The sequence below is a fragment of the Gulosibacter sp. 10 genome, assembly GCF_900163695.1.
Lineage (GTDB): Bacteria > Actinomycetota > Actinomycetes > Actinomycetales > Microbacteriaceae > Gulosibacter.
In genome coordinates this window covers 77,217-91,608 of sequence record NZ_FUIC01000008.1, presented here as the reverse complement: position 1 = coordinate 91,608, position 14,392 = coordinate 77,217, and the positions used below count along the sequence as shown (strand labels likewise).

The window sequence follows — 14,392 nt, the reverse complement described above, 5'->3', positions numbered from 1 at the left end:
GTGCGCTCCCACCCCGCGGCGGGTGATGTGGATCGATTAGATGCTACGCAGTGTAGCGAGGAGCTGGGCGGCCCCGTCGGCGGGCTCGCGCAGCTCGAGCCGGAGCACCGGCATGCCGTGCCCCTCCAGGACGGACGCGTCGCCCGCGGCCTGGGCCTGGATGAGCTGGCCGAAGGTGAACGGCCGCTCGGCGATCTCGACGTCCTCGGCCTCGTCCGTGGTGATCTGCAGGAACGCGCCGACCCTGGGCCCGCCCTTGTGGAACTGGCCGGTGGAGTGCAGGAAGCGCGGCCCCCAGCCGAAGGTGACCGGGCGGCGCGCCCGGTGGGCGAGCAGGTCGCGGACCTCGGCGAGCTCGGGCAGGCCGAGCCGGTCGGCGTAGGCCTGCACGCAGACGTAGCCGTTCTCGGGGAGCCGGGAGAGCAGCGCCTCGATGGCGCCCGCGACGGTGGACTGGCCCTCGACCACCGAGTCGGTGCCGCGCACGGCGATCAGACCGGCCTCGAAGGAGGCCGGCTCCGGCTCGGGCGTGGCGTCCAGCAGGGTGCGCGCGGCGGCCTTCGCGGACTCGACGTCCGGCTGATCGAAGGGGTTGATGCCGATGATGGCGCCGGCGACCGAGACCGCCACCTCCCAGAGCAGCATCTGCTCGCCGAGCCCGCCGGAGACGGCGATCTCATCGCCGACGGCGGGAGTCTCGGCGGCGTCGCCGACGAGACGGACGATCTGCAGATCCGGGATCGGCAGGCCGATCTCCGGCGCGTCCCCCGACAGCACCACGGGCAGGAGGCCCTTGCCCTCCTTGCCCGTGGACTCGGCGATGAGCTGCTCGGCCCAGTCGCCGAAGCCGACGATGCCGGTGCCGTCGGCCACCACGCCGAGGAAGGTCTTGATCGGCTCCCCACCGGCGATCGCGGCGCCGAGCAGGAGGCCCGGGTTGTCGGCCGAGTCCTCGGCGAGCTCTCCGGTCACCGAGGCGGCGGAGTCGAGGAAAGCCTCGAGGTCCAGTCCGGCGAGGCCGGCCGGGACGAGCCCGAACGCCGTGAGCGCCGAGAACCGGCCGCCGACGGACGGGTCGGCGAGGAACACCGAGTAGCCCGCGGCCCTGGAGGCCTCCTCGAGCGGCGAACCCGGGTCGGTGACGACGACGATGCGCTCGGCCGGGTCGACGCCGGCCTGCTCGAAGGCGGCGACGAAGGCGCGGCGCTGGGAGTCGGTCTCGACGGTGGAGCCCGACTTCGAGGAGACCACGATCGCGGTGCGCTCGATGCCGGTGCCCACGACCGCGGCGACCTGCGCCGGGTTGGTCGCGTCCAGCACCTCGAGCTCGACGCCTGCGGTGCGGGTCATCACCTCGGGCGCGAGCGAGGAGCCGCCCATGCCGCACAGCACGATGCGGTCCACGCCCTGCTCGTCGAACCGCTGCTTGAGGGCGAGCACCTCGGGGACGAGGGGCGCCGAGACCTCGGCCGCCTTCGTCCAGCCGAGGCGCTTCGAGGACTCGTCCTCGGCCGCGGGACCCCAGAGCGTGTGGTCCCCGGCGAAGAGCCGGCTCGCGAAGCGCTGTTCCACGAGGCGGTCGAGATGGCGCTTGGCGGCCTCGGTGGCGCTGCCCGCGGTGGAGACTTTGATCGTCATGACGGTTTCCTCACTCCCGGCTCAGCGAGCCTGCTCGAGCTGTCCCTGCACGGTGGCCCGCAGCTGGCTCCAGGCGTCGTTGAACTTCTCGACGCCCTCGTCCTCGAGCTGCTGGGTGACCTCGGCGTAGGAGATGCCGAGCGCGTCGATCGCGTCGAGGAGCCGGTTCGCGTCGTGGTGGGTCCCCGAGACCGAATCGCCGCGGATCTCGCCGTGGTCGGCCACGGCCTCGAGGGTCTTCTCCGGCATCGTGTTCACGACGTCGCGCGCCACGAGCTCGACGACGTACAGCGTGTCGGGCAGCGAGGGGTCCTTGACGCCGGTCGAGGCCCAGAGCGGGCGCTGCAGGCGGGCGCCGGCGTTGCGCAGGGTCTTCGCGCGCTCGGAGTCGAACAGCTCCTCGAAGACCTGGTAGGCGAGGCGGGCGTTCGCGACGCCGGCCTGGCTGCGGACCGCCTTGGCCTCCTCGCCGCCGATCGCGTCGAGGCGCTTGTCGATCTCGACGTCCACGCGGGACACGAAGAACGAGGCCACGGAGTGGATCTTCGCGATGTCGTTGCCGCGTTCGATGGCCTGCTCGAGGCCGGTGAAGTAGGCGTTGATGACCTCGCGGTAGCGGGGGAGCGAGAAGATCAGGGTGACGTTGACCGAGATGCCGGAGGCGATGACCTCGGTGATCGCGGGCAGCCCGGCCTCGGTCGCGGGGATCTTGATCATCGCGTTCTCGCGGCCGACCTTCTCCGAGAGGAGCTTCGCCTCGGCGATGGTCGCCTCGGTGTCGTTCGCGAGGAACGGCGAGACCTCGATGGACACGCGGCCGTCGACGCCCTGGGTGCGGTCGTAGAGCGGGCGGAGGAGATCGCAGGCCCGGCGCACGTCCTCGGTGGTGATCTCGAGGATGGCCTCGTCCACGGAGGCGCCGGATCGGGCGAGCTCGGCGACCTGCTCCGAGTAGGCCTCGCCGTTCTTCAGCGCGGCCGCGAAGATGCTGGGGTTGGTGGTGACGCCGGTGACATCGCGCTCGTCGAGCAGCGTCTCGAGCGAACCGCTGTCGAGGCGTTCGCGGGAGAGGTCGTCGAGCCAGATGCTGACTCCGGATGCGGCGAGCGCCGCGGTGTTCTGGTTGGACATGGAGACTCCTTGCAGGTCCGGATGAAGTGTGGAAGGTCGGTGCTAGCCGGCCGAGAGCGACTCGCGGGCGGCGGCCACGACGGCCTCCGCGGTGATCCCGTAGCGCTCGAGCAGCTCGTCGCCGTCCGCCGAGGCGCCGAAGTCCTCGACCGAGACGGCGCGGCCGCGCACGCCGAGGAAGGGCGCCCACGTGAGGGAGAGCCCCGCCTCGACGGCGACGCGGGCGGTGACGCCGGAGGGGAGCACCTGCTCGCGGTACTCCGCGGGCTGCTCGGCGAACCACTCCTGGCTCGGCACCGAGACGACGCGCGTCGCAACGCCGTCGGCCTCGAGGGTCTCGCGCGCGGCGAGGGCGAGCTTCACCTCGGAGCCCGTCGCGAGGATGATGAGCTCCGGCTCGCCGCTGCGCGCCTCGGCGAGCACGTACGCGCCGCGCGAGGTGAGCTCGGCGGTGGCGAGCTCGTCGCCCGAGGCCACGCCCGCGCCGCGGTCGAGCACCGGCAGGTCCTGCCGGGAGAAGACGAGGCCGGTCGGGCCGCCATGGCGGCGCAGCGTCTCGAGCCAGGCCTGCGCGGTCTCGGCGGCGTCGGCGGGGCGCACCACGCTGAAGTTCGGGATGGCGCGGAGCGTGGTGAGGGTCTCGACCGGCTGGTGGGTGGGGCCGTCGCCGCCGAGGGCGAGCGAGTCGTGGGTCCACACGAAGATCGAGGGGATGTTCATGAGCGCCGCCAGGCGCAGGGCCGGCCGCATGTAGTCGGAGAAGATGAGGAAGGTGCCGCCGAAGGCGCGGGTGCTGCCGGCGAGCGTGATGCCGTTGATGATGGCGGCCATCGCGTGCTCGCGGATGCCGAAGTGCAGGACGCGGCCGTACGGGTCGCCCTGCCAGGCGCCCGTCGAGTGCTCGGCGGGGACGAAGGACTTCGCGCCCTCGATGGTGGTGTTGTTCGAGCCGGCGAGGTCCGCGGATCCGCCCCAGAGCTCGGGCAGCCGCTGCGCGAGCGCGTTGATGGTCTTGCCGGAGGCCTTGCGCGTCGACACCTTCTCGACGCCCTCGAAGCCGGGCAGCGACTCCTCGATGCCCTCGGGGAGCTCGCCCGCCTGGAGGCGGTCGAAGAGCGCCTTGCGCTCGGGCTCGCGCGCGGCCCACGCGTCGAAGGACTCCTGCCACGCATCCCGCGCGGCGCGGTTGCGGTCGGCGAGCCCCCGCGTGTATTCGAGCACCTCGTCCTCGACGATGAAGTCGCGGTCGGGGTCGAAGCCGAGGAGCTCCTTGGTGGCGCGGATCTCGTCGGCGCCGAGGGCGGCGCCGTGCGAGGCGCCCGTGTTCTGCGCGGTGGGGGCCGGGTAGGCGATGAGGTTCTTGAGGATGATCAGCGAGGGCTTGCCCGTCTCGGCCTTGGCGGCCTCCACCGCGGCGGCGAGCGCCGGCACGTCCTCCTGGACCTCGGTGCCGCCGGGCACCCAGTCGACCGTGCGGACGTCCCAGCCGTACGCCTCGTAGCGCTCGGCGACGTCCTCGGTGAAGGCGATGTCCGTGTCGTCCTCGATCGAGATCTGGTTCGAGTCGTAGATCACGACGAGGTTGCCGAGCTGCTGGTGGCCCGCGAGGGAGGAGGCCTCCGAGGTGACGCCCTCCTGCAGGCAGCCGTCGCCGGTAATGACGAAGACGTGGTGGTCGAAGGGGCTCTCGCCCTCCGGCGCCTCCGGGTCGAAGAGGCCTCGCTCGAAGCGCTGCGAATAGGCGAAGCCGACCGCGGAGGCGAGCCCCTGGCCCAGCGGCCCGGTCGTCATCTCGACGTGGTCGACGTGCCCGTACTCGGGGTGCCCGGCGGTGGGGTAGCCCCAGGAGCGGATGTGCTGCAGGTCCTCGAGCTCGAGCCCGAAGCCGCCGAGGAAGAGCTGCGTGTACTGGGTGAGCGAGCTGTGGCCGTTCGAGAGGATGAAGCGGTCGCGGCCGATCCACTTCGGGTCCTTCGGGTCGAGGCGCATCGCGTGCTGATAGAAGTAGGTCGCGACCGGCGCCAGGCTCATTGCGGTGCCCGGATGGCCTCCCTTCGCCTTCTCGACCGCGTCCGCGGCGAGCAGGCGCGCCGTGTCGGCGGCGCGCTGGTCGAGGTCGGTCCATTCGAATTCAGTCACTGACGACTCCTTTGACGGGCTTGCGTTGACGGCCGTGCGGCACGTCGAAACAGACTACAACTCAGCATGGCGCTCTACGACGATTCTTGACCTGATATGACAGGACTTTCGCGATAGACTTAATAAGGTTAAGTCGATTAGGAATGGTGACGGTGTCGATCCACGAAATGACGGGTGCTTCTCAGGCTGGCGGGACGGTATCGGCCGCCGCGGACGCCGAGGCGGTGCGGGCCTCTCGAGCGCGGCGCAAGATCTCCGCGTACATCTCGCTCACGAAGCCGAGAATCATCGAGCTGCTGCTCGTGACGACCCTCCCGACCATGTTCCTGGCAGCGCGAGGCCTCTTCTCCCCGTGGCTCGCCCTGGGCGTGCTGCTGGGCGGTGCCATGGCGGCCGCCAGCGCGAACGTCTTCAACTGCTACATCGACCGCGACATCGACCGGCTCATGCGCCGGACCGAGAACCGGCCGCTGGTCACGGGCGAGGTCTCCGGGCGCGAGGCGCTCGTCTTCGGCTGGCTGCTCGGCATCGGCTCCGCGGCGCTGCTCTGGTTCGTCGCGAATCCGCTGACCTCGGGCCTCGCGGTGGCGGCCATCCTGCTGTACGCGGTCTTCTACACCATCGTGCTGAAGCGCCGCACGGATCAGAACATCGTCTGGGGCGGCATCGCGGGTTGCATGCCCGTGCTGATCGGCTGGGCCGCGGTGACCAACAGCCTCTCGTGGGAGCCGCTGATCCTCTTCCTCATCATCTTCTTGTGGACCCCGGCCCACTACTGGCCGCTGTCGGTCAAGTACGCCGAGGACTATGAGAAGGCCGAGGTGCCCATGCTCTCGGTGACCATGGGCGAGGGCGCGGTCGCGCTGCAGTCGGTGATCTACGCGTGGGCGACCGTGATCGCGAGTCTCCTGCTCGTCCCCATCGCGCCCATGGGCTGGGTCTACGTGGTCGCGGCGCTGGGCTCGGGGGCCTGGTTCGTGATCGAGGCCCACCGGCTCTACTACAACGTGGTCACGAACAACGGGGAGGCCAAGCCGATGCGCGTCTTCCACCTGTCGATCACGTATCTCACGCTCGTGTTCCTCGGCGTCGGGCTCGACCCGCTGCTGTATCTGCCGCTGCTGCCCTACTAGCGGAACGGCTCGTCGGGACCGACCGGCGCCTGGCCCTCGAGCCCGTCGAGGTCGAAGGTGTCCAGCGGGCTCAGCAGGGCGCGCTTCTTGGAGATGTGCCCTCCCATGCGGCCGAGGATCGAGTCGAGCGCCTCGATGGCCTCGACGATATAGGGGCCCTTGTTGAGCATGACCGCCTCGGCGCGGCGCCCCATGGCCGCGTCCGTGACCTCGGCGCGAGAGGGCAGGCCGGTCTTGGCCAGGGTGTCGAGCACCTGCGTGGCCCAGATGACCGGGACGTGCGCGGCCTCGCAGAGCCACAGGATCTCCTCCTGCACTTCGGCCAGGCGCTCGAAGCCGAGCTCGACGGCGAGGTCGCCACGGGCGATCATGACGCCCACCCCGCCCCAGCGCATCGCCTCGAGCAGCATTCGGGGGAGCGAGGCCACCGCCCGCTCGGTCTCGATCTTCAGCGTGATGCCGATCTGCCGAGCGCCGAGCGTCTCGAGCTCGTCGATGAGCTCGGCGACGTCCTCGTGGGAGCGGACGAAGGACAGGTTCGCGGTGTCCGCGTGCTCGGCGACGAACGGGAGGTGGCTCCGGTCCTCGTCGGTGAGTGCGGCGACGCGCAGCTCGGTGTCCGGCAGGTTGATCCCCTTCTCCGCGCGGAGCTTGGTCCCGTCCGGCGCGGCCCGCTCCACCGTCGCCTCGATCGCGGTCGAGGAGACGCGGGCGATGCGGCCGGCGATCTTGCCGTCGTCGAAGAGGAGCCGCTCGCCGGGCCGAGCGTCGTCGAAGACGCGATCGAGCGTGCAGCCGATCCGGTGGGGCCCTGTGCGGCTCGCGGGCTGGGGATCGAGGCTCCGCAGGAGCGTGATCTCGTCGCCGGGGCGCACGAGCAGGTGCTCGCGCACCGACGGGAGCCCGCCCACGACGAGCTCCGGGCCGTCCGCGCCTCGTCCCCGTAGGACGGTGCCGGTGGCGAGATAGCTCGTGCGGTCCGAGACGAGCTCGATCCCGCCGTCCTCCGAGCGCTCGACGCGGAAGCGGCGCTTGCGCCCGCGCGCGTCCCGGCAGCGCAGCTCCGCATCCTCGTCGGGCGCCGCGTCGTCCAGCCCGCTCACCGGCACCCGGATCGGCTCGGCCTGCAGGTCGCGCTCGGCGTCGAACCCGGCCTCCTCGACGAGGCGGATCCGCGCGGGCTCGACCACGCGGCCCTCGGCGTCGCGCCGGGGCTTGACCTTCACGACCCGCGGCCCCGGCTCGAGCGGGCCCGTGCGCAGCTTCGGCCCGCCGAGGTCCATCGCCACGAGCACGTTCCCCGGCAGCGAGCGCACGGACTCGATCATCGCGGCCCACGCGTGCTCGTCGTCGTGGGCGCAGTTGATCCTCGCTATGTCCATGCCCGCCTCGCCCATCCGTCGGACGAGCGCCGCATCCGCGGCGGCCTCCGAGGGGAGGGTGACCATGATGCGCGTCGAGCGCTCCGCAGAGTGCGCCCGGCCGAGCACCTCGTCGCGGTTGCGGTCGAGCACATGGCCGCCGCCGTCGAGCGGCCCCCAGATCTCGCGGCGCCGGCGGCCCTCGTCCAGGGCGGAGACCGTCTCGAGCACGGTGAGGAGCCAGGAGCGGACGATCGACTCCATCCGGCCGAGGCTCGAGAGGCCGTACGCGGAGAGCGATCGCTGCAGCGGCCGGAGATCATGCTCGCGCACGGCGAGATAGTGGAGGAGGTTGCGCGCCGACGCCCGATGCTCGGGCAGGACGGCGTCGACGAGCGCCGCGGCGCGCCGCTCGGCCCGCTCGGCTCGGCGCAGCAGCAGCCGGAGCTCCTCCGCGAGCTCCTGCAGGGAGAGGACGGGGGCTTCGGCGTCGTGCACGGCGGTTCCGAGCTGTTCCGGCTCAGGCGCCGACCGGCACCCGGGCCCCGGAATCGGGTCGGCGCTCGCCGTCGCCCGACCGCTTCGCCGCGCCGTCGCGGCGGACGTTCACGATCAGCACCGTGAGCACCGCCACGGCGACCACCGCGAGCACCATGTGGACGGCGACGGACCAGATGGGCAGGCCCATGCGCGACTGGTACACGCCGACCGCGATCTGGACGATGACGAGCAGCGTGAGCGACACGCCGAGCGAGCGGCTGCGCGCGGAGCCGCTGCGGAAGAGGAGCACGAGCAGGACGAGGAGCGCGACGGCGAGCGCGTAGCCCGGCCAGGAGTGCACGTGCTGCATGACCTGCGGGTCGAGGCCGTTGCGCGCCGCCGCGGTGTCGCCGGCGTGCGGCCCCGCGCCGGTGGTGAGGACGCCGACGATCTCGGTGATCCAGGTGAGCACCGCGACGGCCATGAGGGAGGCCCACAGGAGCCTGTCGGCCGAGGCCGCGCCCGCCGCGGGCAGCGGCTCGTTCAGCCGGACCCGCTGCAGCAGCAGGGCGCAGATGCCGGCGAGCGAGACCGAGAAGAGGAAGTGCACGCCGACCACGCGGGGGTCGAGGTCCACGAGCACGGTGATCCCGCCGATGACGGCCTGGACGACCACGAGGGAGCCGATCCACACCGCGGGGCCGACGAGGCCGAGCCCGGAGCCACGGGTGTTGATCACCGCGAGGAACACGAGCAGCGCGGCGATCGCCAGCGCGCCGGTGAGCGTGCGGTTGCCGAACTCGATCACGCCGTGGACGCCCATCTCGGACGTGGGCACGAGCGACTCGTCCGTGCACATCGGCCACGTGGGGCAGCCGAGGCCCGATCCGGTGAGCCGCACGAGCCCACCGGTCGCGACGATGAGGATGTTGAGGACGAGGTTGAGCCACGCCGCGAAGCGGGTCCAGACGGTGACGCGGTCGGGCATGAGCCGTGCGATGAATGACACAAGTACCTCTCAGTGGCGGGTGGCGCCGCGCGGGCGGTGACCTAGGATGGAGGGTGCTGTTCATTGCCAGCGAGATCATCGGCAGTGCTCGGAGTGGAACGGAACATTCCTGCGCCCTCGATGGTTCTATTCTATGTGCGCTTTCAGCGAGAGCGCGGCGGCGAACAATCAACACGACGAAAGAGGTAGCGATGTCAGACGTGCTCATCGATCGCCCCGAACTGAATGACCTCGGTCATTACGAGTTCGGCTGGGCGGATCCGGACCGGGCCGGCGCATCGGCGAAACGCGGCCTGAACGAGGATGTCGTCCGCGACATCTCCCGCATCAAGGGCGAGCCCGAGTGGATGCTCGAGCGGCGCCTCAAGGGGCTGAAGATGTTCGACCGGAAGCCGATGCCCACCTGGGGCGCGGACCTCTCCGGGATCGACTTCGACAACATCAAGTACTTCGTCCGGGCCTCGGAGCAGCAGGCCCAGACCTGGGAGGACCTGCCAGAGGACATCCGGAACACCTACGAGAAGCTCGGCATCCCCGAGGCCGAGCGCCAGCGGCTGGTCGCCGGCGTGGCCGCCCAGTACGAGTCCGAGGTGGTGTACCACCAGATCAACGAGGAGCTCGAGCGCCAGGGCGTCATCTTCATGGACACCGACACGGCTCTGCGGGAGCACCCGGAGTTCTTCGAGGAGTACTTCGGCACCGTGATCCCGGCCGGCGACAACAAGTTCGCGGCGCTCAACACGGCGGTATGGTCGGGCGGCTCATTCGTCTACGTGCCCAAGGGCGTCCACGTGGAGATCCCGCTGCAGGCCTACTTCCGCATCAACACGGAGAACATGGGCCAGTTCGAGCGGACGCTCATCATCGCGGACGAAGGCAGCTACGTCCACTACATCGAGGGCTGCACCGCGCCGATCTACAAGTCGGACTCCCTGCACTCGGCCGTGGTCGAGATCATCGCGAAGAAGGACGCCCGCGTCCGCTACACGACGATCCAGAACTGGTCGAACAACGTCTACAACCTCGTGACCAAGCGCGCCATCGCCGAGCAGGGCGCGACCATGGAGTGGGTCGACGGCAACATCGGCTCGAAGGTCACGATGAAGTACCCGTCGATCTTCCTGACCGGCGAGCACGCGAAGGGCGAGACCCTCTCGGTGGCCTTCGCGGGCCCCGGCCAGCACCAGGACGCCGGCGCGAAGATGATCCACCTCGCCCCGCACACGCAGTCCTCGATCACGGCGAAGTCGATCGCCCGCGGCGGCGGTCGCGCGGGCTACCGCGGCGAGGTGCGCGTCGACGAGAAGGCGCACAACTCGGCCAACTCGGTCGTCTGCGACGCCCTGCTCATCGACAAGATCTCCCGGTCGGACACGTACCCGGCCATCGACATCCGCGTGGACGACGTGCAGCTGGGCCACGAGGCCACCGTCACGAAGGTCTCCGAGGCGCAGCTGTTCTACCTCATGAGCCGCGGCCTCGAGGAGACCGAGGCGATGTCGATGATCGTGCGCGGCTTCATCGAGCCGATCGCGCGGGAGCTCCCCATGGAGTACGCACTCGAGCTGAACAAGCTCATTGACCTGAGCATGGAAGGATCGGTGGGCTAACCCACATGACAGCGACGCAGACTCCGGCCGCCTCGGCGTCCGAGAAGTTCATCCCCGTACAGACCCGCTCGGAGCGTCCCGCCTCGTTCGCGCGCGCGGACTTCCCGCCGGTGACCGGCCGCGAGGCGGAGTGGAAGTACACGCCCGTCCGCGAGGTCGGCGACCTGCTCGACGGTCCGCTCGGCGCCGAGCTGCCGAACGTCGGGAACCCCGGCACGGCCGGCGTCGAGACCTCGTTCATCGGACGCGATGACGAGCGCCTCGGCTCCGTGCACGCCCCCGAGGACCGCGCCGCCGCGGGCGCCTGGGAATCGTTCGAGCAGGCCCTGCTCGTGTCGATCTCGGGCGAGGAGGAGAAGCAGGCGGTCATCCGCCTGAACGGCTACACCGGCGCGCCGCAGGCGGCGCACACGTTCGTCGACATCGCCCCGCACGCCCGCGGCCTCGTCGTGCTCGTGCAGGAGGGCCCCGCCCGCCTGGCCGAGTCGGTCGAGATCCGGGTCGGGGAGGGCGCGAACGTCACGTTCGTCACCATCGGCGAATGGGCCGACGACGCCGTGGACCTGTCGAGCCACCACATCCGCGTGGGTCGCGACGCGTTCCTCAAGCACATCGTGGTCTCGCTGACCGGCAGGACCGTGCGGCTCAACCCCTCCGTGGCCCTCGCCGAGCCGGGCGCCGACGTCGAGATGTACGGCCTGTACTTCGCCGACTCGGGGCAGCACCTCGAGCACCAGGTGTGGGTGCACCACGTGGCGGAGCGCACCCGTTCCCGTGTCACCTACAAGGGCGCGCTGCAGGGCGAGAACGCGCACAGCGTGTGGATCGGGGATGTCCTCATCGGCGCGGCCGCCATCGGCACCGACACCTACGAGGAGAACCGGAACCTGCTGCTCTCGCGCGGCCCCGTCGCGGACTCGATCCCCAACCTGGAGATCATGTGCGGCGACATCGAGGGCGCGGGTCACGCCTCGGCCACCGGCCGGTTCGAGGAGGACCAGCTCTTCTACCTGATGGCCCGCGGCATCGACGAGCGCTCCGCCCGTCGACTCGTGGTCCACGGCTTCCTGAACGAGATCATCCAGCAGATCGGCAACGAGGAGATCACCGCCGAGCTCAACGAACGTCTTGAGGAGGAGCTCGCGATCGCAGACCATGCATTCGCCGCAGAGGTGAATGCGTAGTGGCCTTCGAGCGCGTCTGTGCGGTCGACGAGGTGCAGGTGGACACGCCTGTGCGCGTCGAGGTCGGCGGTCAGGCGATCGCCGTGGTGAAGGACTCCGCCGGCGAGGTGTTCGCCATCGGGGACCGATGCACGCACGGAGACATCTCACTCTCGGAGGGGTTCGTGGAAGACGACACCCTCGAATGCTGGGCGCACGGATCGCAGTTCTCGTTGCGCACCGGCTGGCCCCAGTCCCTCCCGGCGTTCGAGCCGGTACCCGTCTTCGACGTCAAGGTCGAGGGCGATGACATTTTGATCGACCCGACTCCGATCTACAAGGAGAACAACTAGTCATGAGCACCCTTGAAATCCGCAACCTCCACGTCGAGGTTGAAACCGACCAGGGCACCAAGGAGATCCTCCGCGGTGTCGACCTCACCATCAACTCGGGCGAGATCCACGCGATCATGGGCCCGAACGGCTCCGGCAAGTCCACGCTCGCCTCGACCATCGCGGGCCACCCCGCCTACGAGGTGACCGAGGGGAGCATCACGCTCGACGGCGAGGACGTCCTCGAGATGTCCGTCGACGAGCGCGCCAAGGCGGGCCTCTTCCTCGCGATGCAGTACCCCGTCGAGATCCCCGGCGTCAGCATGTCCAACTTCCTGCGCACCGCCAAGACCGCGATCGACGGCGAGGCGCCCGCCCTGCGCACGTGGCTCAAGGACATCAAGGCGTCCATGGAGGGCCTGCGCATCGGCGAGGAGTTCCTGCAGCGCAACGTCAACGAGGGGTTCTCGGGCGGCGAGAAGAAGCGCGCCGAGATCCTGCAGCTCGAGGTGCTCAAGCCGAAGATCGCGCTGCTCGACGAGACCGACTCCGGCCTCGACGTCGACGCGCTGCGCATCGTCTCGGAGGGCGTGAACCGCGCGCACGAGGCGAACGGCCTCGGCGTCATGCTCATCACCCACTACACGCGCATCCTCCGCTACATCAAGCCGGACTTCGTGCACGTGTTCGTCGCAGGCAAGATGGCGGACCAGGGCGGCCCCGAACTGGCCGACAAGCTCGAGGCCGAGGGGTACGACAGCTACCTCAAGGCCGCCGCCGGAGCCTAGGAGGCACTCGCATGGCACTCGTTTCACTCGCCCCCGAGCGCTTCGACGAGATCGAAGAGGCGCTCAAGGACGTGGTCGACCCCGAGCTCGGCGTGAACATCGTCGACCTCGGCCTCATCTACGACCTCCACTGGGAGGAGGAGATGGATGCGCTGGTCGTCTCGATGACGCTCACGTCGGCGGGCTGCCCGCTCACCGACGTGATCGAGGACGAGATGGCGAAGTCGCTCGACGGCCACGTCGAACGATTCAAGATCAACTGGGTCTGGATGCCCCCGTGGGGCCCAGAGAAGATCACCGATGACGGCCGCGAGATGATGCGGGCGCTCGGGTTCAACATCTGATCCCGACCCGATCCCTCGGCCCGGAGCCGCGCTGCGCGACTCCGGGCCGAAGGCGTTTCCGACGCCGCCCGGGTCAGTGCCGCTCGTCATGCGCGGCCCGCGCGGCGGCGACATCGGGGCCCAGCACCAGGACGAGGTCGGCGAGGAGGAACGGGTCGTCCAGGGCGCCGTCCAGGAGCTCCTCGGTCTTCCGGAGCCGGTATCGCACGGTGTTCGGATGGAGGAAGAGGCGACCGGCCGTGCCGATGACGCTGAGCGACTCCGCCAGGTAGACGATGAGCGTCTCGAGCAGGTCGTCGTGCTCGTCGAACGGGGACATGAGCCGTCGGATCCTCGTCCGCGTCTCCGCGTCGGAGGCCCGGCCCGCCAGCCACGCGCCGAACCGGAGCCCGTCGTAGGCGACGAGGTGCGCCGGGGCGGCTCCGCGCGACCGGGCGGCGCGGGAGCGCCGCACCGCGATCCGGTGGGCGTGCTCGGCCTCGCGCACCGCCTGCGGCACGTCCGCGAGGGAGCCGTGGGGGCTCGAGACGCCGCCCGCCAGACGCGTCCCGCGGGCGCCGAGCCAATGCCGCGCGGCCGCGGTGTCGGGCAGGAGTGCGTGCAGCTCGGCGTCGCTGGCCGCCGCGATGATACGATTTGCGACGAGCAGGGGGAGTCCGGCCGCGGCCGCCTCGTCGAGCGCGTCCACGAGCGCGTGCTCGCCCCGCGGCGCGTCCTCGAGGGGCTCCTCCACGAGGACGAGGAATCCGGTTCCCGGGACGAAGCCGAAGTCGGCGAGCCTGGCCCAGTAGCGGTGTTGGCGCGCGGCGGGGATGCCGCGCTCGAGCGTCTCGAGCAGCTGCGAGTTCGCCCGCACCTGCCGCACATCCGCACCTCGCATGCTCCCCAGCACGGCCGCGACGGCGATCTCCGCGGCGGCGAGGACGGCGTCCGGAACGGGCGCCGCGCCCATCCGCTTGTCCGCGAGCACGAGCGTGAACACGTCGCCGCGAGGACCGGAGCGGCGCACCCGCACCGACCAGCGCCCGATCGTGCCGACCGCGTCCGGGGCCGCCTCGGAGGCGTACTCCCACACGAGCCGGGATGGCGCATCCCCCCACCGATCCGCGGAGCTCCCCCTGCGCGTCGAACAGCAGCACGGCGGCGCCGGTGGCCTTCGCCGTCTCGGACAGCACGTGGGCGAGCTGATCCGCGTCGGGCAGCGTGCGCATCGTCGCTTGGAGAAACTGCAACGCCGCGCGCTCATCGGTCATCGTGCATCATC

At 70.4% G+C, this 14,392-nt stretch carries 12 protein-coding genes; 6 read left to right on the top strand and 6 right to left on the bottom strand.

Translation table 11 applies throughout. The features are described 5' to 3' along the window. Nucleotides 1-36 precede the first annotated feature (36 nt). Genes FM112_RS02910 through tkt form a run of 3 tightly spaced genes read right to left on the bottom strand, consistent with a single transcriptional unit; the run spans nucleotide 37 to nucleotide 4,908 of the window. Nucleotides 37-1,638, bottom strand: a complete 1,602-nt coding sequence (locus FM112_RS02910) for a hypothetical protein (RefSeq protein ID WP_087003187.1) — start codon at nucleotides 1,636-1,638, stop codon at nucleotides 37-39. Between the two features lie 21 nt (nucleotides 1,639-1,659). Continuing rightward, nucleotides 1,660-2,769, bottom strand: a complete 1,110-nt coding sequence (gene tal, locus FM112_RS02905; RefSeq protein ID WP_087003184.1) for a transaldolase — start codon at nucleotides 2,767-2,769, stop codon at nucleotides 1,660-1,662. Between the two features lie 42 nt (nucleotides 2,770-2,811). Continuing rightward, a complete protein-coding gene (gene tkt / locus FM112_RS02900) occupies nucleotides 2,812-4,908 on the bottom strand; it encodes a transketolase (protein ID WP_087003181.1) in 2,097 nt (698 codons plus the stop codon). Nucleotides 4,909-5,060: 152 nt separating this feature from the next. Here tkt and FM112_RS02895 point away from each other — a divergent pair, with 152 nt between their 5' ends. Beyond that, nucleotides 5,061-6,041 (top strand): heme o synthase, encoded by a 981-nt coding sequence (locus FM112_RS02895; RefSeq protein ID WP_254910344.1) that lies wholly within the window; start codon nucleotides 5,061-5,063, stop codon nucleotides 6,039-6,041. Here the strand turns inward: FM112_RS02895 and FM112_RS02890 are convergent. After that, nucleotides 6,038-7,900, bottom strand: a complete 1,863-nt coding sequence (locus FM112_RS02890; RefSeq protein ID WP_217874402.1) for a pyruvate kinase — start codon at nucleotides 7,898-7,900, stop codon at nucleotides 6,038-6,040. The genes FM112_RS02895 and FM112_RS02890 overlap by 4 nt on opposite strands. 22 nt (nucleotides 7,901-7,922) lie before the next feature. Beyond that, on the bottom strand, nucleotides 7,923-8,891 hold the full coding sequence (locus FM112_RS02885; RefSeq protein ID WP_254910343.1) for a heme A synthase: 969 nt from the start codon (nucleotides 8,889-8,891) through the stop codon (nucleotides 7,923-7,925). 191 nt (nucleotides 8,892-9,082) lie between these two features. Between FM112_RS02885 and sufB the strand changes: the two genes are divergently transcribed. From sufB to FM112_RS02860, 5 genes are read left to right on the top strand one after another with little or no spacing between them, the layout of a single operon-like run. After that, on the top strand, nucleotides 9,083-10,501 hold the full coding sequence (gene sufB, locus FM112_RS02880) for a Fe-S cluster assembly protein SufB (RefSeq protein WP_087003179.1): 1,419 nt from the start codon (nucleotides 9,083-9,085) through the stop codon (nucleotides 10,499-10,501). 5 nt (nucleotides 10,502-10,506) lie between these two features. Continuing rightward, nucleotides 10,507-11,685, top strand: a complete 1,179-nt coding sequence (gene sufD, locus FM112_RS02875) for a Fe-S cluster assembly protein SufD (protein ID WP_087003175.1) — start codon at nucleotides 10,507-10,509, stop codon at nucleotides 11,683-11,685. After that, nucleotides 11,685-12,017: a non-heme iron oxygenase ferredoxin subunit gene (locus FM112_RS02870; protein WP_087003172.1), complete on the top strand. Its 333-nt coding sequence runs from the start codon at nucleotides 11,685-11,687 to the stop codon at nucleotides 12,015-12,017. Before sufD ends, FM112_RS02870 begins: the two co-directional genes overlap by 1 nt. Before the next feature lie 2 nt (nucleotides 12,018-12,019). Beyond that, nucleotides 12,020-12,784 carry a Fe-S cluster assembly ATPase SufC gene (sufC, locus tag FM112_RS02865; RefSeq protein WP_087003169.1) on the top strand — a complete coding sequence of 255 codons (765 nt, stop codon included), beginning with the start codon at nucleotides 12,020-12,022 and terminating at the stop codon, nucleotides 12,782-12,784. Nucleotides 12,785-12,795: 11 nt separating this feature from the next. Then, the gene (locus tag FM112_RS02860; RefSeq protein ID WP_087003166.1) at nucleotides 12,796-13,128 is read left to right on the top strand and encodes a metal-sulfur cluster assembly factor; all 333 of its coding nucleotides are present in this window, start codon (nucleotides 12,796-12,798) and stop codon (nucleotides 13,126-13,128) included. A gap of 73 nt (nucleotides 13,129-13,201) precedes the next feature. Here FM112_RS02860 and FM112_RS02855 read toward each other — a convergent pair whose 3' ends face one another. Next, nucleotides 13,202-14,203: a CdaR family transcriptional regulator gene (locus FM112_RS02855; RefSeq protein ID WP_176386637.1), complete on the bottom strand. Its 1,002-nt coding sequence runs from the start codon at nucleotides 14,201-14,203 to the stop codon at nucleotides 13,202-13,204. Nucleotides 14,204-14,392: the final 189 nt, after the last annotated feature.